This is a genomic window from Nocardia sp. NRRL WC-3656 (assembly GCF_000720265.1).
Classification (GTDB): domain Bacteria; phylum Actinomycetota; class Actinomycetes; order Mycobacteriales; family Mycobacteriaceae; genus Nocardia; species Nocardia nova.
The window spans coordinates 103,518-128,324 of record NZ_JOJF01000007.1 but is presented as its reverse complement, the minus strand read 5'-3'; the positions used below and the strand labels follow the sequence as shown (position 1 = coordinate 128,324).

The window sequence follows — 24,807 nt, the reverse complement described above, 5'->3', positions numbered from 1 at the left end:
TTCTCAACCCACTTCCGCCGCGCGGTAACGACGGTCCGCAACCTCGCGAATCCACTCCGCGATATCGGCGGTGACTGCCGCGTGCACCGGCTCGTGCAGCAAATCGTGCCCGGCATCGGTGTACTCGTGCAACCCCACCGACCGCTGCCGAGCCGACCACTCGCGCGCGGAGTCGATCGGTGCGCGGCGGTCGTCCACACCGTGCAGCGCCAGGATCGGTAGTCCGGGCGGCAGGGCGGCGGGCGATTCGGCGGCCCGTTTCGGGGTGCCGGTCAGCACCATGCCCGCGCACCCGGTCATCTCCGGCAGCGACATCGACGCGAGACAGGTCGCCGCTCCCAGCGAGTGGCCCGCCAGGAACAGCGGCGGATCGGGCTGCTCGGCGCCCATCGCCCGCACCAGCGCGGCGGCGTCGGCCGCCAGTTCGGGCAGCGTTCCCGGCGCTTCCGGGTCGCCTTCGCTCAGCCCCTGACCCGCGGTGTCCAGACACCAGACCTCGATCTCGCGCGCACCCAGGGCACGGCCGAACCGATGGTAATGCCCGCTGTGCTGGCCGGTTCCGGGCAGGAACGCCACCACCGCCACCGGCCGCTCCACCGGCCACCGCCGGTAGTGCAGTCGACCGCGGGCACCCTGGAAGTACGGCATCACCCCATTGTCACGGGCGGGTCGCCGGTGAGCGGGCCCGGCCCGGCGAAGTGAGACCGATATCCGACACGCCCCCCTCACGCCACGCCGTACGACCTCGAAAGATTACGCTGTTGCGCGACTCGGCACGCGAGCGGTGCGTCGGCCGCGTGCGGGTGTCCGGACTCAGGAGGGCCGCGATTGATTCTGTTCGGTGATCGTGTCGTGTGCAGCACCGATGACCTGGTGAGGGCAGCGCGCTGCGAATTCGCGCTGCTGCGCGCGCTCGATACCGAACTGGGCCTTGTCGTTTCGCCGGATGCGACCGATCCGGTGAGCTTTCCGCTGGGTTCGGACACACTGTCGGACGACGTGTTCGACGATGTGCACGCGGCTCTCGGCGCGGCCGTGATCGGCATCGATTCGCCGGCCGCCACGGCCACGGAATTGCGCCGCGCACACGAGCAGACCGTCGCCGCACTCGGCACCGACGCGCCGGCGATATTCGGGGCCACCTTCTTCGACGGATCCTTCGCGGCCGGATGCGCCGTCCTCGTCCGCCGCGACGACCTCACGCCGGTACAGCCCCGGCGATCCGCGGCCGCGGCGCTGCCCGACATCGGCGCGACCGGCGAATCCGCGACAGCGGCCGCCGGCGTCCCGGACCGCGACGCCGCGCCGACTCCGCATTCCTCCTTCATCCTGTACGTCCGTTCGATGTCGTCCGATGTCGCGGCGCTCATGGAGGCGGCCGCGTGTGCGCGCATGGTGCGCGCCAACGGATTCGACGTCGATCCGTGGGTCCGGATCCGGGATGCCGCGGGTGCGGAACGGATCTACGAGCTCGGTCCGGCCGAAATCGTATACGCGGCGCGACGGATTCGGCTCGCCACGATCCTCGCCGCCAAACAGGACGAACTGCTGCCCGTGCAGTGGGGAGACCGTCGCTACCTCGCCTGCGGGCAATGCGCGAGCTGCACCGCCGAACTGGTGGCCGGGCGTGATCTGCTGCTGGTGGCCGGGATGCGACCGTCGGTGCGGGCGCAGCTGCGCGATGCCGGCATCACCACGGTCGATCGCCTCGCCGCCGCGGATTCGTCGGTGACCGGCGTTGCGGTACAGACGTTTTCGACGCTGCGGCGGCAGGCCGAGCTGCAGTTGCGCCGCGAGCGTACCGGGCGGCCGGCCTATGCAGTCACCGATGCGGCCGCGTTCGGTGAGCTGGCCCGGCCCGACACCGGGGACGTCTTCGTCTCGGTCGCCGGATCAGCCGTCGGCGTCGGGGTCGCCGCGCGCGGTGCGGACGGTGGCGAGGGCGTGTTCCTGTTCCACGCCTTCACCACGCACGATCCGGTGGCGCTGCTGGAATTTCTGGCCGACCGCCAGCAGCACCATCCCGACCTGCGGATCTACCACTTCTGTTCGCCGATCCGGACGCTGCTTGCCGACCTGTGCGCACGCTGCGGCGCCGACGAGGAGACCGCCGACGAGCTGCTCGGCGCGCTGCTGGACCTGTATCCGATCGTGCGTTCCGCGCTGCTGATCGGTGCCCGGTCCTATGATCTGCCGGAAGTACTCGGCCTCCTCGACCCCGAGGCGGAACCGGTTCGCGCCGATCTCGAATCCTCCTGTGCGGCAACGCTGCGGCTGCGCGAGCGACTGTACGAACTCGCCGCCGAGCACGACATCCAGCCCTGCCCGGTCCCCCGCCGCACCCTCGCCGAACAACCGGCCGCGGTGGAGGCGGCGCTGCGCGAATTCGCCTTCGACTACGACGACACTCGCAGTGCCGGACAGCAAGCCGCAGCCATGATGGCCGCGGTCCTGGGTTATCACCGGCGCGAGCGCCAGCCGCTGCACTGGGCGCACGAAGACCGCCTGCATCGGCCGATCGGTGAATGGGCCGATACCCCGGGGGTTCTCGTCGCGGACTGGGCCAGCGTCGACACGAAATGGCAGCACACCGACGACCGGCCGATGCGGCGCTACCTGAAGCTGACCGGCAGGCTCGGCACCGGACGTCCGCCGCCTCCGGGCACCGCGGTACGCACGCTCTACGATTCGCCCGTCCCCGACCTCCCGGCCACCCCCGGCCGGCGCGCCACCGCGGCGGCGACGGTCCTCGGCTTCGCCCTCGACGACAACTTCGACGATGTGGTGCGGGTGGAGGAGCTGCTACCGCCGGGATGCGCACCCTACGACGAACTGCCGGTCGCCATCGTGCCCGATCCGCCGGGCCGCGACGACAATCTGGAACAGGCGCTGAACGCCGTGGCGCACGATCTGCTGGTCAGTTTGCCGGACGTCCCGCTGACGGCGGCCTTCGATCTGCTGTGCCGGCGGCGGCCCCGGCTGCACAGTGCGACCGCGCTGCCGCAGGTCTTCGGCGACTACGCGGCCGCGATCACCGCGGCGGTGCTCGATCTCGACCACTCGTATCTCGCGGTGCAGGGGCCCTCGGGCACCGGCAAACTCGACACCGCGGCGCGGGTGATCGAGCGGCTGGTGACCCGCTACAAGTGGCGCGTCGGGGTGGTGGCGCAAACACATTCGGCCGCCGAGGTGCTGCTCGACGCCGTGGTCCGCGTGGGCGTACTGCCCGAACTGGTCGCCAAATCGGATGTGCACACGGTGGCTCCGGAATGGCTGGGAATCGCCGCCGACCGCTATCCGCGCTTCCTCGACAACGCGGTGAACGGTTGTGTGATCGGCGGACTGACCGGCGATTTCACCGATCCCGACCAGGTGGCGCCGCAGAGTCTGGACCTCCTGGTGATCGCCGACGCCGGGTATTTCCCGCTGGCGCAGGCGATCGCGGTCGGCGCGTCGGCGCGCAATCTGCTGCTGATCGGCGATCCCGCTCCGCTGCCGGGTACCGGCCTGCATCCCGAGCGCGTCCACGATTCGGCCCTGGGTCGCATCGTCGGCGACAACCCCACGGTGCCCACGGCTTTCGGCTATTTCCTGGAGCGCACCTGGCGGATGCATCCCCAGGTGTGCGGGCCGGTGTCGTCGCTGCGCTACGGCCGCCGGCTGCGCTCCAACGAGACGGTCACCCTCGCCCGCGAACTCGAGGGCGTCGCGCCGGGTGTGCGCGCGGTGCCGGTCGAACATCACGGCAACAGCACCGAATCCGCGGAGGAGGCCCGCGAGATCGTCCGTCAGGTCCGGTCCCTGCTGGGCCGCACCTGGCGCCAGGGCGTACTCACGCGGCGGCTGCATCCGCACGACATTCTGGTGGTCACGCCCTATCACGCGCAGGTGGCACGCATTCGAATGCTGTTGTCGCGGGCCCGGATCGAGGACGTGGTGGTCGGCACCGCCGATCGCTTCCGCGGCCGGGAGGCGGCGGTCGTGCTGATCTCGATGACGACCTCGGCCCCCGCCGACGCACCGCACGGAATGGACGATCTGCTCTCGCGGCATTGGCTGACCACCGCCGTCTCCCGGGCGATGTGGTCGGCGATCGTCGTGGCGTCGCCGCTGCTCACCGACTATCTGCCCGAAACCCCCGAACAGCTGCCCGATCTGGCCGCCTACCTCGAACTGACCGGGCGCGGCTAGCCGAAGTTGCGGCCCTCGCCCCGATAGGTCGGCACCGTGGTGCGCCGGTCGTCGGCATCCACGATGTGGATGGCGTCGAAGCGTTCGCAGAGCTCACCGGCCTTGGCGTGGCGCATCCACACCCGATCCCCGACGGCCAGGTCCGCGGCGCCCGTGAACGGCGTCTGCACCTCCCCCGCACCCTCGGTGCCGATCAACCGTAACCCCTTGGGCCACACCGGCTTCGGCACTCGTGAGGCACCGGCCGGACCGGAGGCGATGTAGCCGCCGGCGAAGACGGTGGCAATATCGGCGGTCGGGCGGCGCAGCACCGGCAGCGCGAAATACAGCGCGGGACGAGGCGTGAACGCGCGATATCCGTCGAACAGCGTCGGCACGTAGAGACCGGATCCGGCCGTCACCTCGGTGACCTCGGGTGCCGCCACACTCACCTCGATGGACCCGCTGCCGCCGCTGTTGACGATCTCGAGCTCACCGGCCACCGAACGCACGGCGTCGAGCACATGCGTACGGCGAGTGCCGATTTCGGCCGCGGAGAGCCGTTTGACCAGCCGCACCGCGGGATTGGTGTCGGGCAGGCCGGCGATCTGGGCCTCGTAGGTCATCACACCCACCACCCGGAAGCCGCGCTCGCGGGCGACCCGGGCCAGCCGCTCGGCCTGCTCGGGAGTCCGGATCGGCGATCGGCGCACCCCCAGGTGCAGCGGGCCGATCCGCAACGAGGCGTCGACGTCCAGGCACACCCGCGGGCTGATTCCGGCGCCACCTACTGCGGCGCGGATCAGATCCAGCTGGGCGACGTCGTCGATCATCAGCGTGATCGAGTCGAGCAAGGTGGCGTCGGCGGCCAATTCGGCCAGCGCGGCGCGATCGACGCTCGGATAGCCGAGCAGAATGTCGCGTGCTCCGTGTCCGGCCAGCCACAGTGCTTCGCGCAACGAATAGGACATGATGCCGGCGAATCCGCCGTGGCCGGTGAGCTGCGATCCGAGCACTTCCTCCAGGACCGCGCGGCAGCGCACCGATTTGCTGGCCACCCGGATCGGCACGCCGCGGGCCCGGCGCACCAGGTCTGCGGCGTTGGCGCGCAGCGCGCTCAGGTCCAGCGCGGCCAGGGGCGGATCGAGGTCCGCGGTGGCGGCGTGCAGGTCTGCGATGGGCGACGCGTCTGTCACCACATCAGCCAATCACGAAACTGGTCACACGTCCAGGAGACCCGGCGCGTCGTTACCGATCGACCGCCTTGGTGATCAGCGTGGCGACCAGATCGTCCAGCACCACGAGCGTGGTCTCGTCGTCACCATCGGCGAGCCAGCGCAGCACGGCGCCCTGGATCACGGCCAGCACATACGCCGATATCGCCGCCACCGGCTCGATCCACTGGGTATTCGAACGTTCGGCACACGCGTCCAGCGCCGCACCGACCTCGGCGTCCAGGTCGCGCAGCCACTCCGTCGCCGAGAGACCGGGACAGTCGGCCTCGCCCTCCCAGCGGCGGCGTAAGGAACTGATCGTGAGATCCAGCGTATGCACCTGCCGTTGCGGGGTGGCCCGGATGGCCGACCACATCGCACTCACGCCGGCATGCAGAACCACCCGTAACGCGCGCGTGCCCGTGCAGTCGCAGGCGGCCGACGCGGCGTCGATGGCCTCCTGCACAATCGGCCGCGGCCGGACCCGAATCATCTCTCCACTAGCGCTCAACGACGACTCCCTCGGCGAAAGAACTCGCGCACCTCGCCTGCGCGGCTCGCTCAACGGGCATCAGATCCGCGGTGATCTCTTCCGAGGTCTACCCCGGGCGGCCCGTTCAACATCCGTCAATGTTAGAGGGTTTTCGGGGATCGTGACCAGGTTCGATGGGTCATTCCGTACTGAAAGATTGTTTTGTTACCACCCCGACACATCCCGCGGTGGGGTTCGGCGGCGGATCCGCCACGGTCAGGGCGGCTGCCGCGCGGGCGCAAACGCTCAGAACTCTACGGCCTCGGGCCGGGAATCGTTATATCGATGTGGGCGAGCACACAGCTGAGCCATCGCCGCCCACCGTGTCGAACCCGCCGATAACCTGGAGTCGTGACAACGGTGGGCCCCGATCATCTCCACATTCCCGGCACCTTCAACTACCGCGACGTCGGCGGTCTGCGCACGGCAAGCGGGACCAAGATTCGCAGCGGAGTTCTGCTCCGGTCGGCTCAGCTGTGCCGGCTGGACGAACGCGGGCACGACATCCTGCGCCGGCTCGGCGTCGCCACCGTGCACGATCTGCGCGGGCCCGGCGAGGCCGACCGGATGGGCGTCGACATCCTTCCCCACGGCGTGCGGCTGGAGGTGACACCGTTCCACTCCGGGGTCGGCGCCGCCCGGGCCCCGCACGAGGCTCCGGAGGCGACGGCGCTGCCGCCGCACGAGGCCGCCGCGCGCGAGGAGGCCCCGACGACCGGCCGCCACCTCGACCTGCTCGAGGTCTACGCGGAATTCCCCTCGATGCCGGAGGCGGGACTCGCGATCACCGCGATGGCCCGGTCGCTGGCCCGCGGCGACGGCGCGGTGCTGGTGCACTGCGCGGCCGGTAAGGACCGCACCGGCTGGGCGGTCGCCACCCTGCTGCGGGCCGTCGGCGTCACCGAGGACGACGTCCTGGCCGACTATCTGCTCAGCAACGAGGCCGTCGAATCGCTGGCCGCCGACGTGGCACGCAATTCCGGCGAGTCGCTGCCGCCCGCCCTGCTGGGCGTGAGCATCGAATACCTCGCCGCCGGCACCGAGGCCATGCACCGCCACTACGGCACCCTCGACGCCTATCTCGAGGCCATCGGCATCACACCGCAACTGCGGGCCGCCCTGCACACCCGCATGCTGGAGTGATCCGGTACTGCCGGCCGGCACCGGCTATCCGGTGCGGTGGACCAGACCGTCGGTGTCGATGCTGACCTGATTTCCCGTGTGGAACCAACTGCCCGTGAACCGCGATTGCGTGGTCTGCGGGTCGTTCCAGTAGCGCGGGGTGATATTCGGCCCGCGACAGAGCAATTCGCCGCTGCCCACCCCGGCCCGCGGCCCCCACAGCGCCAATTCCGTACCGCCGAACGGGAATCCGAGAACGTCGCTGCCCGGCGTCACGCCGCTGTCCACCAGCGCCAATCCGATGCCGCTGGTTTCGGTCGCACCCCATACCGACCACTGCCGCGCCAGCGGGAACACCTCGCGCAGCGTCTCGGCGACGATTTCGGCGGTGCCGGCGTCGGTCGCGGCCAGTTCGGCGCGATGTCCCGCACTGCACACCTGGCGCACGCCCTCCGCCCGCAATCCGGCCAGTTCCGGGAGCAGGCCCGCGAAGATGCGGGGCGTCGCGGCCACCATATCGATACGTTCGGCGACGATCGTCTCGGCGATCATCGCCGGATCCGGGGCGAGGACGACCGTGCCGCCCACGGCGAAGGTCGGCAGCAGTTGATCGACACAGCCGCTCGCGTGCGCCAGCGGCATCAGGACCAGGTTGCGCAATCTTTCGGTCGGCAGGTCGAAGGCGCCCACCACCGAGCGCACCGCCGACAGCAGATTCTCGTTGGTCAATTCGACACCGCGCGGACCGCCCGGCGCCGCCGAAAGGCCCTGGCTCGCAGCGCCGCTGGTGTAGCACAGCAGGGCGAGCTCGCTCAGCGAGGCACCGTCGTCGATGAAGGCCGCGCCGTCGGGGAAGTCGGCGTACCCGGCGTCCGCGCCGCCGCCGTCGAGGACGAAATCCGCGCAGCTGTCCGCGATTACCTGGGCGGCCACTTCATCGGGCAGCCCGTCGTGCACCAGCACCGGCACCGCACCGGACAACAGGGCGCCGAGGAAGGCCTGGACCCAGCGCGCGCCCACCGGCATCCGCACGGCAACCCGGTCGCCGTAACCGATTCCGTGTTCCTGCAGGCCGCCGGCTATCCGGGAGGCGGCATGCCACAGCTGCCGGTAGGTCAGCCGCGGACCGCCGATTTCGACGACCGCCTCCCGGGCCGAAAACGCGTGTACCTGCACATCGAGCAGTTCGGTGAGGGCCGGATTGAGATTTCCGTACCGCAGCACGCCGTCGGCACCGCGAGCAAGAGGGTTGCCGCACCACGGATTTCGCGTCTGCGGATATTCGATCAGAAGCTGCGTCATCAAGTCCCTCCGGATGCCTCGATCAACAGGCATCTGTGACTATATGACGCAGATCACAATCGCGGGGCGTTAGGCGACAAAGATGTCCGGGCGATCACCGCCCGGTGTAGCTCGCCTTCCCCGGGCCCACGTCCAGGAAGCTGCGCACCGCACCCCGCAAATCCTCGGTTTCGAACAGTTCACCGGAGACCTTGGGCGTCACCGAATCGGCATGTTCGACGCCGCCGGAACGCCATGCCGCGATGATCTGCTTGGTGGCCGCGTGCGCGCGGGTCGGGCCGTCGGCGAGGCGGGCGGCCAGCGCCCGGGCCGCGGTGTCGACATCCTCGTGCACCGCGTTGACCACACCCCAGTCGGCGAGGGTGGCCGCGTCGTACAGGTCGCCGGTCATGACCAGCTCCCGCGCCCGGCCGGAACCGGCGCGCTCGGCCAGCCGCTGCGGGCCGCCCATCGACGGCGTCAGGCCCACGACCGTCTCCACCAGCCCGAACCTGGCCTTCGGCGAGGCCAGCAGGATGTCGCAGGCCAGCGAGATCTCGAAGGCGGCGGTCAGGGTGAGGCCGTGGGCGGCGAAGACGACCGGGCACGGCAGGGCCTCGACCGGGTGGATGATGCCCTGGAACAGGCGCCGCCAGAGTTCGGCGCCCTGATCCACGCTCAGGCCGTCGAATTCGTGGACGTCGACCCCACCGGAGACGACCTTGCCCTCGGCGCGGATCAGCAGCGCTCGCGGCGGATTCGCGGTCAACTCGGCGAGATCGGCGGCGAGCGATCCCAGCAGCGCCGAATCGAACAGGTTCAACGGCGGATGGTCGATGGTGATGATCGCGAGCTGGGCGCCGGCCTCGGTCTCGGTCCGCTCCAACCGGGTGGGTTTCGAATCGCTCATCGGCCGAATCTATCCAGAACCAGTCGTAACCGGTACCCCGCCCGCCGGTCTGCCAGACTGGTCCGGTGGATACCTCGCCGATCGAGCACGCCGGTTCGAACACCGCGACCTATGTCGAGCCCGGCGAATTCAAACGCGATACGAACTACATCACGACCCGGATCACCGCCGACGGCCGCGACGGCTATTACGTCGAACCGCAGCGTTATCGGCTGATCGCGGCGCGGGCCTGCCCGTGGGCCAACCGCACGCTGATCGTGCGGCGGCTGCTCGGTTTGGAGCAGGTGATCTCGCTGGGGTTGTGCGGGCCGACCCACGACAAACGCAGCTGGACCTTCGACCTCGATCCGGACGAGGTGGACCCGGTGCTGGGCATCCACTTCCTGCGCGATGCCTACCTCGCGCGCGACCCGGAGTATCCGCGCGGTATCACGGTCCCGGCGGTGGTGGACGTGCCGACCGGACAGGTGGTCACCAACGACTACCCGCAGATCACGCTCGACTTCTCCACCGAGTGGACGCAGTTCCACCGGCCGGGCGCGCCGCAGCTGTATCCCGAACCGCTGCGCGCCGAGATCGATCAGGTGAACCGGCGCGTCTACACCGAGGTCAACAACGGTGTCTACCGCTGCGGCTTCGCCGGCAGCCAGGACGCCTACGACGCCGCCTACGATCGGCTGTTCACCGCGCTGGACTGGTTGTCGGAACGGTTGAGCGAACAGCGTTACCTGGTCGGCGACACCATCACCGAGGCCGATGTGCGGCTGTTCACCACGCTGGTGCGGTTCGACCCGGTGTATCACGGCCATTTCAAATGCAATCGGAACAAGCTCACCGAACAGCCCGTGCTGTGGGCCTACGCGCGCGACCTGTTCCAGACCCCGGGCTTCGGCGACACCATCGATTTCACGCAGATCAAGCGGCACTACTACATCGTGCACAGCGATATCAATCCGACCGGGATCGTGCCGAAGGGGCCGGAACTGTCGGGCTGGCTGACGCCGCACGGCCGAGAAGCACTGGGCGGCAATCCCTTCGGGGACGGCACCCCGCCTCCGCCGCCCCTGCCGGCGGAGCGGGTTCCGGCCGCCGACTGGGTCTGAGCGTCACCGGGCGGAGGCTGTCCCCGCCTCCGCACCGGATCCGCTCGTGCGTCGTTTCGTCAGGCGGAGGTTCCCGCGTAGGTGCCGAAGCTCCAGAACACGCCTTCGGGATCGCGGCAGGTGAATCCGCGCGAGCCGTAGTCCTCGTCGCGGAGTCCGCGCACGATGGTCGCACCGGCGGCACGGGCGCGTTCGTAGAGTCCGTCCGGGTCGTCGACGACGATGTACACCGAGCCGGTCCCCGGCGGCTGCTCGCAGAGCGCGGAATCGCCGCGCTGCGAACCGAGCATGATCCCGCCGCCGCCGGGCCAGCCGAGTTCGGCGTGCTGGACCACGTCGGCGGTGCCGTAGCGGGCGACTTCTACGAAGCCGAAGGCGCGCTGCAGGAAGTCGATCGCCGCCGGGGCGTCACGGTAGATGAACGTCGGCCACAGCGGGGCGGTCGTCGTCGCGGTACGGGTCGTTGCGGTATCGGTTGTTTCGGTCATGCACCCAGCCTTTCTCGCCCGGGCCCCCGTCGTCTTGGACGAATGGGAACACCTCACGCGCACGCCACGCCGAGGGCGGGCAGCCGGCCAGTTCGCGCCACTCGCGGGCCATATGGGCCTGGTCGTAATAGCCGGTCGCGGCGGCCACCTCGGCGATGCTCACCTCGGGGCGGCGCACCATGCGATGCGAGACCTCGAAGCGGGTCAGCCGCGCGGCCTCCTTCGGCGTGATGCCGAACTCACCGGCGAATCGCGCGGCCAGATGCCTTCTGCTCCAGCCGATCTCGTGCGCCACCCGATCGACCGCGGGTGCGCCGGCGGGATCGGTCAGCAGCCGCCAGGCCCGGCGGAGATTGGCGTCCATCTCGAGCCGGCGCGCATCGATCGCGGCGACCCGCGCGCAGAAGACCTCGTCCAGCACGGCGAACCGCGCCCGCCAGTCGGAGGTCGCGGCGATCCGCTCCCGCACCCGCTCGGCCTCGGGCCCCAGCAGATCCGACAGATCGACGATCCACTCCCCCAGCTCACCGGCGGGTATGCCGAACAGCGCCCGCGCACCCAGCGGTGTCACCGCCAGCTGGATTCCGTGCTGGTAGCCGTTGTGCGCGATCAGTGTCGGCCGCAGCGTCAGCCCGCCGGCCAACGCGTCCCAGCGGCCTCCGGCCTGGTCGGGATGGGAGGACACCGGCACGTCGATCGGTTCGTCGATGGTGAGGATCACCGTGATCGAGGTACTCGGCATGCCGACGTGCACGCCCGGATCGAATCCGCGCAGCAGATAGCCGTCGTAGCGGCCGAGATAGGGCCGCAACGACGGGGCAGGCAACCGGCGCGCTCCCGCGGAGACACCACTCACCCTCTCCACGGTAGGCGGCGCGGGGCCGCAGTGGAACCGGACCCGGGCGCGATTCGTTGCACGGACGACGGCCGTATCGGCCACCGTCGCCGACTTCGTCCGCGGCCGTCGGATCGGCACCACTAGAGTTTGTGCCGACCGGACGAGAGGGGTGCGTTACCGATGTTCGACAGCGGCGTGGAAAAGGCCGTGCGGTCACTGCTGGACAACGGGGCACAATTGCAGGCTCCCGCGGTCGCGAAGTACGTCGACCGGTTCCGCCGGGCACATCCGGACGAGAGTCCGGCTCAGATCCTCGATCGGCTGGAGAAGATCTATCTCACGACCGTGACCGGCAGCGGCACCGCGGTCGGCGCCACGGCCGCCGTGCCGGGGGTGGGCACCCTGACCTCGCTCGCGGCGATGAGCGCGGAAACCACCTTCTTCCTCGAGGCCTCGGCCGTCTTCACCCTGGCCGTCGCCGCCGTCCACGGCGTCGCCCCCGAGGACAAGGAACGCCGGCGTGCGCTGGTGCTGGCGGTGGTGCTCGGCGAGAGCGGTATGGAGATCGTGCAGCAGAGCGTGGGCCATTCGGCCAAGAACTGGGGCACGCTGCTGGCGGAGCGGATCCCGGGCATCAAGGGCATGAACGAATCGCTGATGAAGCGATTCGTCGTCCAGTTCGTCACCAAGCGCAGCATGCTCATGTTCGGCAAGATCCTGCCGGCCGGAATCGGCGCGGCCGTCGGCGGATTCGGCAACCGCGCCCTGGGGAAGAATGTGATCGGCAACGCGCACAAGGCATTCGGCCCCGCACCGATGCGGTGGTCCGGCCGTACCGCACGCGGTACCGTGATCGACGCTGATCCGCTTCCCGCACTGGGTAATCCGGACGGCACCGCCTCCGGTTCGACGGCCGAGCAGCGATGAGCGCGGCCCGCTCGCTCGCCGTCTCGATCAGCGGACTGCACAAGCAGTTCGAGGGTGTGGTCGCCTTACGCGATGTCGGGTTCTCGGTTCCGGCCGGCACCACCGCGGCCCTCGTCGGCCCGCCCGGATCCGGAAAATCCACGCTGATCCACATTCTGCTCGGACTGCTGCGAGCCGATTCCGGCGTCGCCGAGACCTTCGACGGCGGCGGGATCGGCGCGGTGCTGCAGCCGCGCGGACTGCACCCGGCGCGGACCGTGCGCGCCCAGTTGCGGGTGTACGCGGCCGCCGCGGGTGTCGACGACGAGCGGGTCGACGCCCTGCTCGCGATGCTGCGCCTCGACGAAGCCGCCGCCACGCGGGTGCGGGACGTTCCCGACGGCCTGCGCACGCGGCTCGCGGTGGCGCAGGCACTGCTCGCACAGCCGCGCCTGCTGGTGCTCGACGACCCGTTCGAAGGTCTCGAATCGCCCGAGCGGGCATGGCTTTTCGACTATCTGCGGGCTCATGCCCGGCGCGGTGGCACCACCCTGTTCACCTCGCAGAGCCTGGCCGCGGCCGTGCCGGTCTGCGATCAGGTGATCGTGCTCTCGGCCGGTTCGGTGGCCTATCAGGGCAGTCCGCGGCGGCTGCGGCGCAACCATCCGGATCGGCTGGTGGTCGCGGCGTCGAGCCCGATCGCGCTGGCCACCACGCTGGCCGCGCAGGGCTTCACCGACGCGGTGATGCGCAGTGACGGCCGACTTGCCGTCGCCGAGGCTTCTCGCGCCGAGATCGAGGCCGCCGCGGCGCTGGCCCGGGTCCATCTCGGCGAGGTGGTGGCCGAACCCGTCCACCCGGATCGGGTGCTGGCCATCCTCACCAAATCGTCCGCGCCGCCGGCCTATCCCGCCCCCGCCCCTGCGACCATGTACGGAACGCGATGATGCTGCCGACCCTGCCCACCGTTCCCGCCGAGGTGAACCGGGCGGCGAGCGCCGAAATGCGCAAGATCACCGCGGTGCGCTCCGGCTGGATGCTGCCCCCGGTGCTCGCGGCCGTGGGCTTCGTCGTCGCCTCTGCCTCCGCGCTGCGCGGGTCGGGTCCGCAACCGCGCGAGGCGCTGGTTACCGGGACCGCGACCGTCGGGTTGTATCTGGCGATCGCGGTGGCGGTGGGTGCGGCGGCGATCGGCGGCGCGGTCGTGGCCGGCGACGAATACCGCTACCGCGGCATGGAACTCACCGCACTGTTCACGCCCGACCGCAACGTGCTCTTCGGCGCGAAAGCCGGTGTGGCCGCGGCCTATTCGCTGGTTCTCGCGGCGTGCGCGGAGATCGGCGCGGCGCTGGGCCTGCTGGCCTTCGGGCGGCACACCGTCGAATTCGGCTGGCGACTGGTGGGGGTGTTCGGCGGCGGCCTGCTCGCGGCGGTGTGCTGGGGCGTGATCGGCGTGGGCCTGGGATTGCTGGTGCGTTCACCCAATCTGGCCGTGATCGCGATGGCGGGATGGCTGTTCATCCTGGAACCGCTGATCTGGCTGGTCGCCAAGGGCGCCGGCATCGCGGGCGTCGTGGTGCTGCTGCCGGGTTCGGCCACCATCGGCTCGGTCGCGGTCGGTTCGTTCCCCGAGAGTCCGTTCCTGCCGCCGAATGCGGCTTCGGCCGTGGTGCTGGTGATCTGGGCGGTCGCCGCCGGGGCGGCCGGGTGGTGGTATCTGCGCACGCGCGACATCTGATTCGACAGCCGATCCGGGTGGAATTTCCCGCACGGGGTGCGGGAGACGCCGGGTGTCGGGGCGCGTCGGTACCGTCGAATCGACATGAACGACACCGACACCCTCGACCCCGGATCCCGCCGCGGCGCCGGCTCGGCCGCAACGGCACCGTCCCGTGAGCGGTCCCGCCGCGCGCCCGATGCGGGCCGCGGCGGCTGGTTGCGACGGCTCTGGACTGCCTGCGCCGGTCATCCGCGGGTGCTGGCCGGGGTCGTTCTGGCCGTGGTGGCGGGAGCCGGCGCGGAGGCCGCGGCACCCCTGGCCGCGAAGGCCGCGTTGGACCGGGCCCGGGCCGGCGAGGTCGGGGCACTCGCTCCGATCGCCGGGATATTGGTCGCCCTGGCCATAGCCCGATTCGCGGCGACCTACGGGCGGCGCTGGCTCGCGGGACGGCTGGCGCTGGACGTCCAGCACGAGGTGCGGGTGGACCTGCTCACCGCGCTGCACCGCTACGACGGACCGCGGCAGGACCGGTTGCGCACGGGCCAGGTGGTGTCGCGCTCGATCAGCGATCTGCAGTTGGTGCAGGGGCTGCTCGCGATGGCGCCGCTCTCGGCCGCCTCGCTGCTGATCTTCGTCTTCGCCGCGGTGGCCATGCTGGTGCTCTCGCCGCCGCTGGCCCTGGTGTCGCTGCTGACCGTGCCGCTGCTGGCGCTGGTGGTGTACCGGGTGCGGCCGCGGCTGCACGCGGCCACCTGGTCGGCGCAGCAGCGGGCGGCCGATCTGGCCCAGCACGTCGAGGAAACCGTCACCGGCGTGCGAGTGGTGAAGGGTTTCGGCCAGGAATCGCGGATGGTGCGGATTCTGGAGGAGCACGGGCGGCGGCTCTACGCGCACCGGATGCGCGCGGCGCGCATCGATTCCCGATTCGCGCCGACGGTGTCGGCGATTCCACAGGCCGGGCTGGTGATCGTGATCGCCCTCGGCGGCACGCTGGCGCTGCGTTCGGTGATCGGCGTCGGCACCTTCCTGGCCTTCGCTACCTACGTGACCATGATGGCGTCGAGCACCCGGATCCTGTCCAACGTCCTGGTCATGGCGCAGCTGACCCGGGCGGCGGCCGAACGCGTCTATCAGGTCATCGACGAGGCTCCGGAGAGCATCGACCCGCCCGATCCGCAACCGCTGCCGGAGGGGCCGCTCGGCCTGCACATCCGAGGCCTCACCTTCGGATTCGAACCGGGACGCCCGGTGCTGCACGATTTCGATCTCACCGTGCGCCCCGGCGAGACGGTGGCGGTGATCGGACCGGCCGGCTCCGGAAAATCGACGCTGACACTGCTGCTGCCGCGATTCCACGCGCCCGAGTCGGGACGGATCAGCCTCTTCGGGGCGGACCAGGATCCGGAGACCGCCGGAATCGATATCGCCCGGGTGCGGGCCGCCGATCTGCGCGAGACGATCGGCGTCGTCTTCGACGAGCCGTTCCTGTTCTCCGACACCATCTCCGCCAATATCGCGCTCGGCGCACCGGATGCCGATCCCGAGGAGATCCGCGCGGCCGCCCGGATGGCCGCGGCCGACGAATTCATCCGCGCCCTGCCGGACGGTTACGACACCGTCGTCGGCGAGCGCGGCCTCACGCTCTCCGGAGGGCAGCGGCAACGCCTGGCCCTGGCGCGCGCCCTCCTCGCCGACCCGCGCATCCTCGTCCTCGACGACGCCACCTCCGCGGTGGACGCCGTCACCGAGGCCGCGATCTTCGACGCCCTGCCCGCCCGCGGCCGCACCACGCTGATCCTCGCGCACCGCGAATCGACCCTGGCACACGCGGATCGGGTGATCCGCCTGCCGGGACCGGGCGGCCGTATCGCGGAGCCGGGCCCGGATGGATTTCCGGATGCCGAACTCGTTGCGGCTGCCGAGGATTCGAGTTCGGAACCGGATTCGCCGCCGGAGATGCGGGCCGCGCTGGCGAGTCTGGCTCCGGCGACCGAACAACCGGAGCTCGACGATCGCGAGCTGGAACAGCCGGATCCGAAATTCCGGCTGGTGCGGTTGCTGCGGCCGGTGCGCCGCCTGCTGGCGGCCGTGGTCGCGCTGCTGGCCGTGGACGCGGCCGTCTCGGTGGCGTTCCCGGCGCTCACCCGATTCGCACTCGACGACGGCGTCGGACAGCATCGCAGCGCCGCGCTGGCGATCGCGGCCGTCGCCGGGGTGGTGCTGGTGGTCCTGAGCTGGGTGGCCGAGGCCCTCAACACCCGGCTCTCGGCGCGCGGCGGCGAGCGAGTGCTGTACGGGCTGCGGGTGCGCAGCTACGCCCACCTGCAACGACTCGGCCTGGACTACTACGAGCGCGAGCTGTCCGGCCGGATCATGACGCGGATGACGACCGATATCGACGCGCTGTCGACCTTCCTGCAAACCGGGCTGGGCACCGCCCTGATCAGCCTGGTCACGGTCGTGGGCATCGTGATCGCACTGCTGGTGATCGACGCCGCGCTCGCCGTCGTGGTGTTCGTGGCGCTGCCCCCGTTGATCGTGGCGACAGTGTTCTTCCGCCGCGTCTCGGCCTCGGCGTATTCGGCCTCGCGGGAACGGGTGGCCACGGTCAACGCCGACTTCCAGGAGAACGTCGCGGGCCTGCGCGCGACCCAGGCCTACCGCCACGAGGCCGAGGCCGCCCGCCGGTTCACCGACTATTCCGACCGATACCGCAGAGCCCGGTTGCGGGCCCAGCGCGCCATCGCGCTGTATTTCGCGTTCGTGCTGGCGTGGGCGGATCTGGCGCAGGCGGCGGTGGTGTATCTGGGCGCCCGCGAGGTCGCGCACGGCACCACGACGGCCGGCACGCTGGTGGCCTTCGTGCTCTACCTGAGCCTGTTGTTCGGGCCGATCACCCAGCTCTCCCAGGTCTTCGACGGCTACCAGCAGGCCCGGGTGGGGTTGCGCCGCATCGAAACGCTGCTGCACACGCCGTCCTCGATCGCTCCCGATCCGGCCGATGCGGTCGACATCGAGGACGGACTGCGCGGCGACGTGCGCTTCGACCGCGTGACCTTCCGCTACCCCGACGCCAGAACGCCTGCGCTGGAAGATGTTTCGCTGCACATCCCGGCCGGCTCGACCCTCGCGCTGGTCGGAGAGACCGGGGCGGGCAAATCGACGGTGGTCAAACTGCTGGCGCGCCTCTACGACCTTCCCCGTTCGCATCCCGGCGCAGACGGAGCCGGCGCACACTCCGGATCCATTCGCGTCGACGAGATCGATATCCGTGACTACCGGCTCGACCGGTTCCGCGCCCGGCTCGGCGTGGTCCCTCAGGAAGCTCACCTGTTCACCGGCGACGTCGCTAGCAACATTGCATTCGGGAAACCTTGTGCCACATCGGCCGACATCGCCCGGGCCGCCGCGGCTGTCGGCGCACTCGAGATGATCGAGACGCTGCCGCGCGGCATGGCCCAGCCGATCGGCGAGGGCGGACGCGGGCTGTCGGCGGGTCAACGCCAGCTGATCGCGCTGGCCCGCGCGGAGCTGGTCGACCCGGATCTGCTGCTGCTCGACGAGGCCACCGCGGTGCTGGATCCGGCCAATGAGGAAAAGGTGCTGGTAGCGAGCAGATCGCTGGCTCGCGGGCGCACCACGGTGATCGTGGCGCACCGCTTGGCGACCGCCGCGCGCGCCGATCGGATCGCGGTTGTCGCGCACGGCCGGATCGTCGAATTCGGCGCGCACGAGCAGTTACTGGCGGAGCGCGGAATCTATAACCGACTCTGGGAGGCAGCCGATTCCGACGAAGGAATATTCTCGACCGGGGACGAGTCGTCACCTATGAGGCTGGGTCTGTCCGGGGGTGGTTAACCGGACAGTGGCGCGGCGGTGCGCCTACGCATGGCCGCGCTGGGGCACGCTGTCACGGCTGGGCCTATCCTCAGAAAGGGCGCATCGGCGCACATCGTGCCGATCGACCCGTGCCGGGCACGTCACAAACGTCGCAGCGCGAAGAACGAAATGAGGCGAACACCTGCTGTGAGCAGCTCAACATCCCAGTTCGGACAGAACCAGTGGCTCGTCGACGAGATGTACCAGAAGTACAAGCAAGATCCGTCGTCGGTCGATGAGAGCTGGCACGAGTTTCTCGCCGACTACACACCGGAATCGCCGGGTGAGATAGCCAACAGCACTCCCGCCGCCTCCGCGCCGACCGCCGCCCCCAGCGCGCCGGCCACTCCGGCTCCGGCCCCCGCGAACGTCAACAACGCCGCGCCGAAGACCGCCCCCACGCCGGCGCCCGCTCCGCCGCCGGCACCGGCGCCCGCCGCCCCGGCGGCCTCCGCTCCGGCCGCGCCCAAGGCCACCGCCGCCGCCTCGGCCGCCGCCGCGCCGCCGCAGGCCCGCGGCAGCAAGCCACAGGCCAGCACCACCCCGGCGCCGACCTCCAACGCCGCTCCCGCCAAGACCGCCCCGGCCGAACCGGCCGCCGACGAGTCGAAGGTGCTGCGCGGACCGGCCGCGGCGATCGTCAAGAACATGTCGTCGTCGCTGACCATCCCGACCGCGACCAGCGTGCGCGCCATCCCGGCGAAGCTGATGATCGACAACCGGCTGGTCATCAACAACCACCTCGCCCGCACCCGCGGCGGCAAGATCTCGTTCACCCACCTGCTCGGCTACGCGATCGTCCAGGCGGTCAAGGCGTTCCCGAACATGAACCGCCACTTCGCCGAGGTCGACGGTAAGCCGAACGCGGTCACCCCCGCGCACACCAACCTCGGCCTGGCGATCGACCTGCCGGGCAAGGACGGCAGCCGCACCCTGGTCGTCGCGGCGATCAAGAACACCGAGACGATGTCGTTCGCGCAGTTCCACAGCGCCTACGAGGACATCGTGCGCCGCGCGCGCGACGGCAAGCTCACCACCGAGGACTTCACCGGCGTCACCATCTCGCTGACCAACCCGGGCACCATCGGCACCAACCACTCGGTGCCGCGGCTGATGCCAGGTCAGGGCGCGATCATCGGTGCGGGCGCCATGGAGTACCCGGCCGAATTCCAGGGCATGAGCGACCAGCAGCTCGCCGAGATCGGTATCGGCAAGTTGATGACGCTGACCTCCACCTACGACCACCGCATCATCCAGGGCGCGGAGTCGGGCGATTTCCTGCGCACCATCCACAACCTGCTGATCTCCGACGAATTCTTCGACGAGATCTTCCACGGCATGGGTGTGCCCTACGAGCCGGTCCGCTGGCGCAAGGACGTCAAAGAGCGCGGTGTCGACAAGAGCGTGCGCGTCCAGGAGCTGATCGCGGCGTATCGCAGTCGCGGCCACCTGATGGCCGACACCGATCCGCTGCGGCTGGTGAAGGACAAGTTCCGCAGCCACCCCGACCTCGACGTCACCCAGCACGGCCTGACCCTGTGGGACCTCGACCGTGAATTCAACGTCGCGGGCTTCCACGGCCAGGAGCGGATGAAGCTGCGCGATGTGCTGTCGGTGCTGCGCGACGCGTACTGCCGCCACGTCGGTGTGGAGTACACCCACATCCTGGAAACCGAACAGCTGCAATGGATTCAGGACCGGGTCGAGCAGAAGCACGCGAAGCCGACCGTCGCCCAGCAGAAGTACATCCTGTCGCGGCTGAACGCGGCCGAGGCGTTCGAGACCTTCCTGCAGACCAAGTACGTCGGCCAGAAGCGCTTCTCGCTGGAGGGCGCCGAGTCGACCATCCCGATGATGGACGCCGTCATCGACCAGTGCGCCGAGCACGGTCTCGACGAGGTCGTCATCGGCATGCCGCACCGCGGCCGCCTGAACGTGCTGGCCAATATCGTCGGCAAGCCGTACTCGCAGATCTTCACCGAGTTCGAGGGCAATATGAACCCGGCCGCCACCCACGGCTCGGGCGATGTGAAGTACCACCTCGGCGCGCACGGCACCTACATCCAGATGTTCGGCGACAACGACATCGAGGTCTCGCTGACGGCCAACCCGTCGCACCTCGAGGCCGTCGACCCGGTGCTCGAGGGCCTGGTCCGCGCGAAGCAGGATCTGCTCACCAAGGAAGACCTGGTGACCAAGGGCGAGGAGGCGCGCACCTTCTCGGTCGTGCCGCTGATGCTGCACGGTGACGCGGCCTTCGCCGGCCAGGGTGTGGTCGCCGAGACGCTGAACATGTCGGGCCTGCGCGGCTACCGCGTCGGCGGCACCGTGCACATCGTGGTGAACAACCAGATCGGTTTCACCACCGCGCCGGAGAACAGCCGCTCCACCGAGTACTCGACCGATATCGCCAAGTCGATCGGCGCGCCGATCTTCCACGTCAACGGCGACGATCCCGAGGCCTGCACCTGGGTGGCGCGCCTGGCGACCGACTTCCGCGAGAAGTTCCACAAGGACGTGGTCATCGACCTCATCTGCTACCGCCGTCGCGGCCACAACGAGGGCGACGACCCGTCGATGACCCAGCCGTACATGTACGACGTCATCGACACCAAGCGCAGCGTCCGCAAGTCCTACACCGAGGCCCTGATCGGCCGCGGTGACATCTCGATGAAAGAGGCCGAGGACGCCCTGCGGGACTACCAGGGTCAGCTGGAGCGGGTGTTCAACGAGGTCCGCGAGCTGGAGAAGTACCCGCCGGAGCCGAGTGAATCGGTCGAGCAGGAGCAGACCGTTCCGGGCACCGTCGTCACCGCCGTGGACAAGTCGGTGCTGCAGCGCATCGGCGACGCCTTCCTCGGCGTGCCGGACGGCTTCAACGTGCATCCGCGCGTCAAACCGGTGCTGGAGCGCCGCCGGGAGATGGCCTACGAGGGCAAGATCGACTGGGCCTTCGCCGAGTTGCTCGCCTTCGGCACCCTGATCGACGAGGGCCGCGCGGTGCGCTTGACCGGTCAGGACTCCCGGCGCGGCACCTTCACCCAGCGGCATTCGGTGATCATCGACCGCAAGTCCGGTGCGGAGTACACCCCGCTGCACAACATCGGCAGCGAGAATCCGGGCTGGTTCGCGGTGCACGACTCGGCGCTGAGCGAGTTCGCGGCCGTCGGTTTCGAATACGGCTACTCGCTGGGCAACCCGGACGCGCTGGTCCTGTGGGAGGCGCAGTTCGGCGACTTCGTCAACGGCGCGCAGTCGATCATCGACGAGTTCATCTCCTCCGGTGAGGCCAAGTGGGGTCAGCTGTCGGAGGTCGTGCTGCTGCTGCCGCACGGTCACGAGGGTCAGGGTCCCGACCACACCTCCGGCCGCATCGAGCGGTTCCTGCAGCTGTGCGCCGAGGGTTCGATGACGGTGGCGGTCCCCTCCACTCCGTCGAACTACTTCCACCTGCTGCGCCGGCACGCGCTCGACGGCATCCGCCGCCCGCTGATCGTCTTCACCCCGAAGTCGATGCTGCGCAACAAGGCCGTGGTCTCCAACGTCGAGGACTTCACCGACGCGAAGTTCCGCTCGGTGCTCGAGGAGCCGACCTACGAGAGCGGCGACGGCGACCGGTCGAAGGTCAAGCGGATCCTGCTGACCAGCGGCAAGCTCTACTACGAGCTGGTCGCCGAGAAGGCCAAGAAGAACCGTGACGACGTCGCGATCGTGCGCATCGAACAGCTGTACCCGATCCCGTCCTACCGGCTCAACGAGAAGCTCGCAACCTACCCCAACGCCACGGATCTGGCGTGGGTGCAGGAGGAGCCGGCCAACCAGGGCGCCTGGCCGTTCTTCGGGCTGAACCTGCCGGAGATCCTGCCGGACCGGTTCAACAAGCTGCGCCGCATCTCTCGCCGCGCCATGTCGGCCCCGTCCTCGGGTTCGTCGAAGGTGCACGCGGTGGAGCAGCAGGAGATCGTCGACGAGGCGTTCGCCCCCACCGACTAGTTCGTATCGCCCGGACGCCGGGTCGGATCGCTCTGCCGAGCGGTCCGGCCCGGCGTTCGTCGTATCCGGGGCCCGAGCGGCGCCGCACATCCGGCGGCGTCACATTCGGGGTTCCTCGATCGTCGTAATGAGTGAAACAGCCTTGTGCCGCCCCACTTCCACGTCGTATATTCGGCGTGGAATATTTGAGCCGGAACATGTCGGTCCGCCCGCGTAGTGTGCGGCGGCAGCGACGAAGGGAGTCGAGACCGATGTCCAAGCAGCCGGGTGCCACGTTGACGCCGTTGGCGATCTCGGTACTGGCGCTGCTGGAAGAAGACCGCATGCATCCGTACGAGATGTACCAACTGCTGCTCAAACGCCGGAAGGACAATCTGCTCAAGATTCGCCCCGGCTCGCTCTATCACACGGTGACCCGGCTGGCCGAACAAGGACTGGTCCAGGCGGAGGGTACCGAGCGTTCGGGTAACCGGCCGGAACGCACCACCTACTGCATCACCGAAGCGGGTACCGCGGCGCTGCGTACCCGGATCGCCGATATCGTCCGGCAGCCGACTCGTGAGTATCCGATCTTTCCCATCGGCTTGGCGGAGGCACACAATCTTCCGGTCGAGGAGGTGATCGCCCTGATCACCGAGCGGATCGGCTGGCTGGACAACGACATCACCGAACTCGACGCCATCCGCGAATGGGCGCGCTCCCGCGAGGTACCCCGGCGGTACTGGATGGTGATCGACTATCTGCGAGGTGTCGCACAACACGAGGTCACGTGGCTGCGCGGTCTCACCGAGGAGTTGCGTGACGGCTCGCTGCCGTGGCTGGAATTCGACGAGGGCGGAACCCGTTGCCCCAACAGAACCGGTGACCTCGGTCACGACTGGGGTGCGGCCCTGACCGACGACGTACTCGCCGAGCTGCGGAAAGGTGGTGCGACCGCTGCCGAGCACTGATCGGGCGCTGGTACGCGGCGCGCCCCGAGACCTTCATACGAACCACCCATCGGTCGTCGTCGTCGATCGATGCCGGGAACAGGAACGAAATCTATGACATCGCAAAGAAATCCGTGGCTGGCGCTGACCGCGCTGGTCGTCGGATTCTTCATGATCCTGCTGGATATGACCATCGTCGCGGTGGCCAATCCGGCGATCATGCAGGATCTGCATACCGACATCAACAAAGTCATCTGGGTGACCAGCGCCTATCTGCTCACCTACGCGGTGCCGCTGCTGGTCACCGGCCGCCTCGGCGATCGCTTCGGACCGAAGAACATCTACCTGGCCGGTCTGGCGGTCTTCACGCTGGCCTCGCTGTGGTGCGCGGTCTCGGCCAATGTGGAGATGCTGATCGCGGCCCGCGCGGTGCAGGGCCTGGGCGCGGCGTTGATGACGCCGCAGACCATGGCCGTCATCACCCGCACCTTCCCGCCGGACAAGCGCGGTGCGGCGATGGGGCTGTGGGGCGGCGTCGCCGGCCTCGCCACACTGGTCGGCCCGATCCTCGGCGGCGTGCTGGTCGACTGGCAGGGCTGGAACTGGATCTTCTACATCAACGTGCCGATCGGCGTGGTGGCGTTCGCGCTGGCGGTGTGGCTGGTTCCGAATTTGGACACCCACCAGCACAAATTCGATTTCGTGGGCGTGGTGCTCAGCGGTATCGGCATGTTCCTGCTGGTCTTCGGCATCCAGGAGGGCAATACCCGGGATTGGGACGCCTGGATCTGGGCGATGATCATCGCGGGCCTGGTGGTGCTGGGTCTGTTCGTGGTGAACCAGGCGCGCAACAAGGACGAGCCACTGGTGCCGCTGAGCCTGTTCCGCGACCGCAACTTCTCGATGTCGAGCGTCGCGATCGCCGCGATGGGCGCCGCGGTCACCTCGCTGATGGTGCCGGCGTACTTCTACCTGGAGGCGGTGCGCGAGTACACCCCGACCCGGGCCGCGCTGGTCTTCGCGCCGATGGCGATCGTCACCGGCCTGACCGCGCCGTTCATCGGCAAGGTCTCCGACCGGATGCCGCCGCGCATCCTGCCCACCATCGGATTCCTGGTGTTCGCGCTGACCGTCTTCGGCTTCGCGGCGTTGATGAAGCCGGACAGCTCCATCGCGGTATTCCTGGTGGTCGCGGCCGTCGCCGGTCTGTCGAACTCCTGCATCTGGGCTCCGCTGGCCTCCACCGCCACCCGCAACCTGCCGATTCATCAGGCGGGCGCCGGCGCGGGTGTCTACAACACCACCCGTCAGGTCGGTTCGGTGCTCGGTAGCGCCGCGATCAGCGCGCTGATCTCGGCCCGCATGTCCGCTCAGGGGCTGGGCAGCGGCCAGTTCGGCGAGGGTGGCGGCACCGGAATGGGCCATATCCCCGAGCAGATCCTCGATAAATTCAGCACAGCCCTGGGCCAGGCGATGATCCTGCCCGGCGCGATTCTGCTGATCGGCGTGGTGGCTTCGGCCCTGTTCGTGGGCAACTCGGCGGAGAAGCAGCAGGCAGCCGAGGCGGGTACCGAACCGGAGAAGGCAGGCATCCCCGGCTGAGGCCGGTCGGCGCGCCGAACAGGGTGCGCGACAGCGCGATACGAGGTCCGCGTGGCAGTGCTGCCACGCGGACCTCGCCGTATTCACTGCGGTGCGGGTAGCCGATCGGCGCCGGGCCGC

17 protein-coding genes are annotated in these 24,807 nt (G+C 69.4%); 10 read left to right on the top strand and 7 right to left on the bottom strand.

All coding sequences use genetic code 11. The features are described 5' to 3' along the window. Positions 1-3 precede the first annotated feature (3 nt). The gene (locus IG65_RS0111945) at positions 4-648 is read right to left on the bottom strand and encodes an alpha/beta hydrolase (RefSeq protein WP_030514956.1); all 645 of its coding nucleotides are present in this window, start codon (positions 646-648) and stop codon (positions 4-6) included. A gap of 225 nt (positions 649-873) precedes the next feature. Between IG65_RS0111945 and IG65_RS0111940 the strand changes: the two genes are divergently transcribed. Next, complete coding sequence (locus IG65_RS0111940) at positions 874-4,191, top strand: bifunctional RecB family nuclease/DEAD/DEAH box helicase (RefSeq protein WP_231509161.1); 3,318 nt, start codon at positions 874-876, stop codon at positions 4,189-4,191. Here the strand turns inward: IG65_RS0111940 and IG65_RS0111935 are convergent. Both IG65_RS0111935 and IG65_RS0111930 read right to left on the bottom strand, forming a co-directional pair. Beyond that, positions 4,188-5,366 carry an amino acid deaminase/aldolase gene (locus IG65_RS0111935; RefSeq protein ID WP_030514954.1) on the bottom strand — a complete coding sequence of 393 codons (1,179 nt, stop codon included), beginning with the start codon at positions 5,364-5,366 and terminating at the stop codon, positions 4,188-4,190. The two genes, IG65_RS0111940 and IG65_RS0111935, sit on opposite strands and share 4 nt — an antisense overlap. 52 nt (positions 5,367-5,418) lie before the next feature. Beyond that, on the bottom strand, positions 5,419-5,895 hold the full coding sequence (locus IG65_RS0111930) for a TetR family transcriptional regulator (protein ID WP_228796546.1): 477 nt from the start codon (positions 5,893-5,895) through the stop codon (positions 5,419-5,421). Between the two features lie 372 nt (positions 5,896-6,267). On the opposite strand from IG65_RS0111930, the gene IG65_RS0111925 reads away from it, so the two are divergent. Beyond that, positions 6,268-7,059 carry a tyrosine-protein phosphatase gene (locus tag IG65_RS0111925; RefSeq protein ID WP_030514952.1) on the top strand — a complete coding sequence of 264 codons (792 nt, stop codon included), beginning with the start codon at positions 6,268-6,270 and terminating at the stop codon, positions 7,057-7,059. A gap of 24 nt (positions 7,060-7,083) precedes the next feature. On the opposite strand, the gene IG65_RS0111920 is transcribed toward IG65_RS0111925, so the two are convergent. Both IG65_RS0111920 and IG65_RS0111915 read right to left on the bottom strand, forming a co-directional pair. After that, positions 7,084-8,340, bottom strand: coding sequence for a class I adenylate-forming enzyme family protein (locus tag IG65_RS0111920; protein ID WP_030514951.1), 1,257 nt, complete (start codon positions 8,338-8,340; stop codon positions 7,084-7,086). 94 nt (positions 8,341-8,434) lie between these two features. Continuing rightward, a complete protein-coding gene (locus IG65_RS0111915; RefSeq protein ID WP_030514950.1) occupies positions 8,435-9,229 on the bottom strand; it encodes an enoyl-CoA hydratase/isomerase family protein in 795 nt (264 codons plus the stop codon). 65 nt (positions 9,230-9,294) lie between these two features. On the opposite strand from IG65_RS0111915, the gene IG65_RS0111910 reads away from it, so the two are divergent. Then, positions 9,295-10,332, top strand: a complete 1,038-nt coding sequence (locus IG65_RS0111910) for a glutathione S-transferase family protein (RefSeq protein WP_369801525.1) — start codon at positions 9,295-9,297, stop codon at positions 10,330-10,332. Positions 10,333-10,391: 59 nt separating this feature from the next. On the opposite strand, the gene IG65_RS0111905 is transcribed toward IG65_RS0111910, so the two are convergent. Together IG65_RS0111905 and IG65_RS0111900 are read right to left on the bottom strand one after the other, a co-directional pair. Then, complete coding sequence (locus tag IG65_RS0111905; RefSeq protein WP_030514948.1) at positions 10,392-10,820, bottom strand: VOC family protein; 429 nt, start codon at positions 10,818-10,820, stop codon at positions 10,392-10,394. Further along, on the bottom strand, positions 10,741-11,676 hold the full coding sequence (locus IG65_RS0111900) for an AraC family transcriptional regulator (protein ID WP_081879431.1): 936 nt from the start codon (positions 11,674-11,676) through the stop codon (positions 10,741-10,743). The genes IG65_RS0111905 and IG65_RS0111900 overlap by 80 nt, the downstream gene beginning before the upstream one ends. 162 nt (positions 11,677-11,838) lie before the next feature. Here IG65_RS0111900 and IG65_RS0111895 point away from each other — a divergent pair, with 162 nt between their 5' ends. From IG65_RS0111895 to IG65_RS0111865, 7 genes are all read left to right on the top strand, one after another. After that, positions 11,839-12,585, top strand: coding sequence for a hypothetical protein (locus IG65_RS0111895; RefSeq protein WP_051755786.1), 747 nt, complete (start codon positions 11,839-11,841; stop codon positions 12,583-12,585). Beyond that, positions 12,582-13,511 (top strand): ABC transporter ATP-binding protein, encoded by a 930-nt coding sequence (locus IG65_RS0111890; protein WP_030514945.1) that lies wholly within the window; start codon positions 12,582-12,584, stop codon positions 13,509-13,511. The genes IG65_RS0111895 and IG65_RS0111890 overlap by 4 nt, the downstream gene beginning before the upstream one ends. Beyond that, positions 13,508-14,302, top strand: a complete 795-nt coding sequence (locus IG65_RS0111885; RefSeq protein ID WP_051755784.1) for an ABC transporter permease — start codon at positions 13,508-13,510, stop codon at positions 14,300-14,302. Before IG65_RS0111890 ends, IG65_RS0111885 begins: the two co-directional genes overlap by 4 nt. An 84-nt stretch (positions 14,303-14,386) precedes the next feature. Then, positions 14,387-18,142 carry an ABC transporter ATP-binding protein gene (locus tag IG65_RS0111880; protein ID WP_081879417.1) on the top strand — a complete coding sequence of 1,252 codons (3,756 nt, stop codon included), beginning with the start codon at positions 14,387-14,389 and terminating at the stop codon, positions 18,140-18,142. Positions 18,143-18,292: 150 nt separating this feature from the next. Beyond that, complete coding sequence (locus tag IG65_RS0111875; RefSeq protein ID WP_197039822.1) at positions 18,293-22,156, top strand: multifunctional oxoglutarate decarboxylase/oxoglutarate dehydrogenase thiamine pyrophosphate-binding subunit/dihydrolipoyllysine-residue succinyltransferase subunit; 3,864 nt, start codon at positions 18,293-18,295, stop codon at positions 22,154-22,156. A gap of 251 nt (positions 22,157-22,407) precedes the next feature. Beyond that, positions 22,408-23,106, top strand: a complete 699-nt coding sequence (locus tag IG65_RS0111870; protein WP_030514941.1) for a PadR family transcriptional regulator — start codon at positions 22,408-22,410, stop codon at positions 23,104-23,106. A 93-nt stretch (positions 23,107-23,199) separates the two neighbouring features. After that, positions 23,200-24,687 (top strand): DHA2 family efflux MFS transporter permease subunit, encoded by a 1,488-nt coding sequence (locus tag IG65_RS0111865; RefSeq protein WP_030514940.1) that lies wholly within the window; start codon positions 23,200-23,202, stop codon positions 24,685-24,687. The last annotated feature ends 120 nt before the right edge of the window (positions 24,688-24,807 follow it).

Excerpts from the sequence above, each read along its gene's own strand:
- IG65_RS0111945 (WP_030514956.1), bottom strand. The coding sequence starts at position 648 with ATGCCGTACTTCCAGGGTGCCCGCGGTCGACTGCACTACCGGCGGTGG.
- IG65_RS0111920 (WP_030514951.1), bottom strand. The coding sequence starts at position 8,340 with ATGACGCAGCTTCTGATCGAATATCCGCAGACGCGAAATCCGTGGTGC.
- IG65_RS0111915 (WP_030514950.1), bottom strand. The coding sequence starts at position 9,229 with ATGAGCGATTCGAAACCCACCCGGTTGGAGCGGACCGAGACCGAGGCC.
- IG65_RS0111905 (WP_030514948.1), bottom strand. The coding sequence starts at position 10,820 with ATGACCGAAACAACCGATACCGCAACGACCCGTACCGCGACGACGACC.
- IG65_RS0111895 (WP_051755786.1), top strand. The coding sequence starts at position 11,839 with ATGTTCGACAGCGGCGTGGAAAAGGCCGTGCGGTCACTGCTGGACAAC.
- IG65_RS0111890 (WP_030514945.1), top strand. The coding sequence starts at position 12,582 with ATGAGCGCGGCCCGCTCGCTCGCCGTCTCGATCAGCGGACTGCACAAG.
- IG65_RS0111885 (WP_051755784.1), top strand. The coding sequence starts at position 13,508 with ATGATGCTGCCGACCCTGCCCACCGTTCCCGCCGAGGTGAACCGGGCG.
- IG65_RS0111880 (WP_081879417.1), top strand. The coding sequence starts at position 14,387 with ATGAACGACACCGACACCCTCGACCCCGGATCCCGCCGCGGCGCCGGC.
- IG65_RS0111875 (WP_197039822.1), top strand. The coding sequence starts at position 18,293 with ATGAGGCGAACACCTGCTGTGAGCAGCTCAACATCCCAGTTCGGACAG.
- IG65_RS0111870 (WP_030514941.1), top strand. The coding sequence starts at position 22,408 with ATGTCCAAGCAGCCGGGTGCCACGTTGACGCCGTTGGCGATCTCGGTA.
- IG65_RS0111865 (WP_030514940.1), top strand. The coding sequence starts at position 23,200 with ATGACATCGCAAAGAAATCCGTGGCTGGCGCTGACCGCGCTGGTCGTC.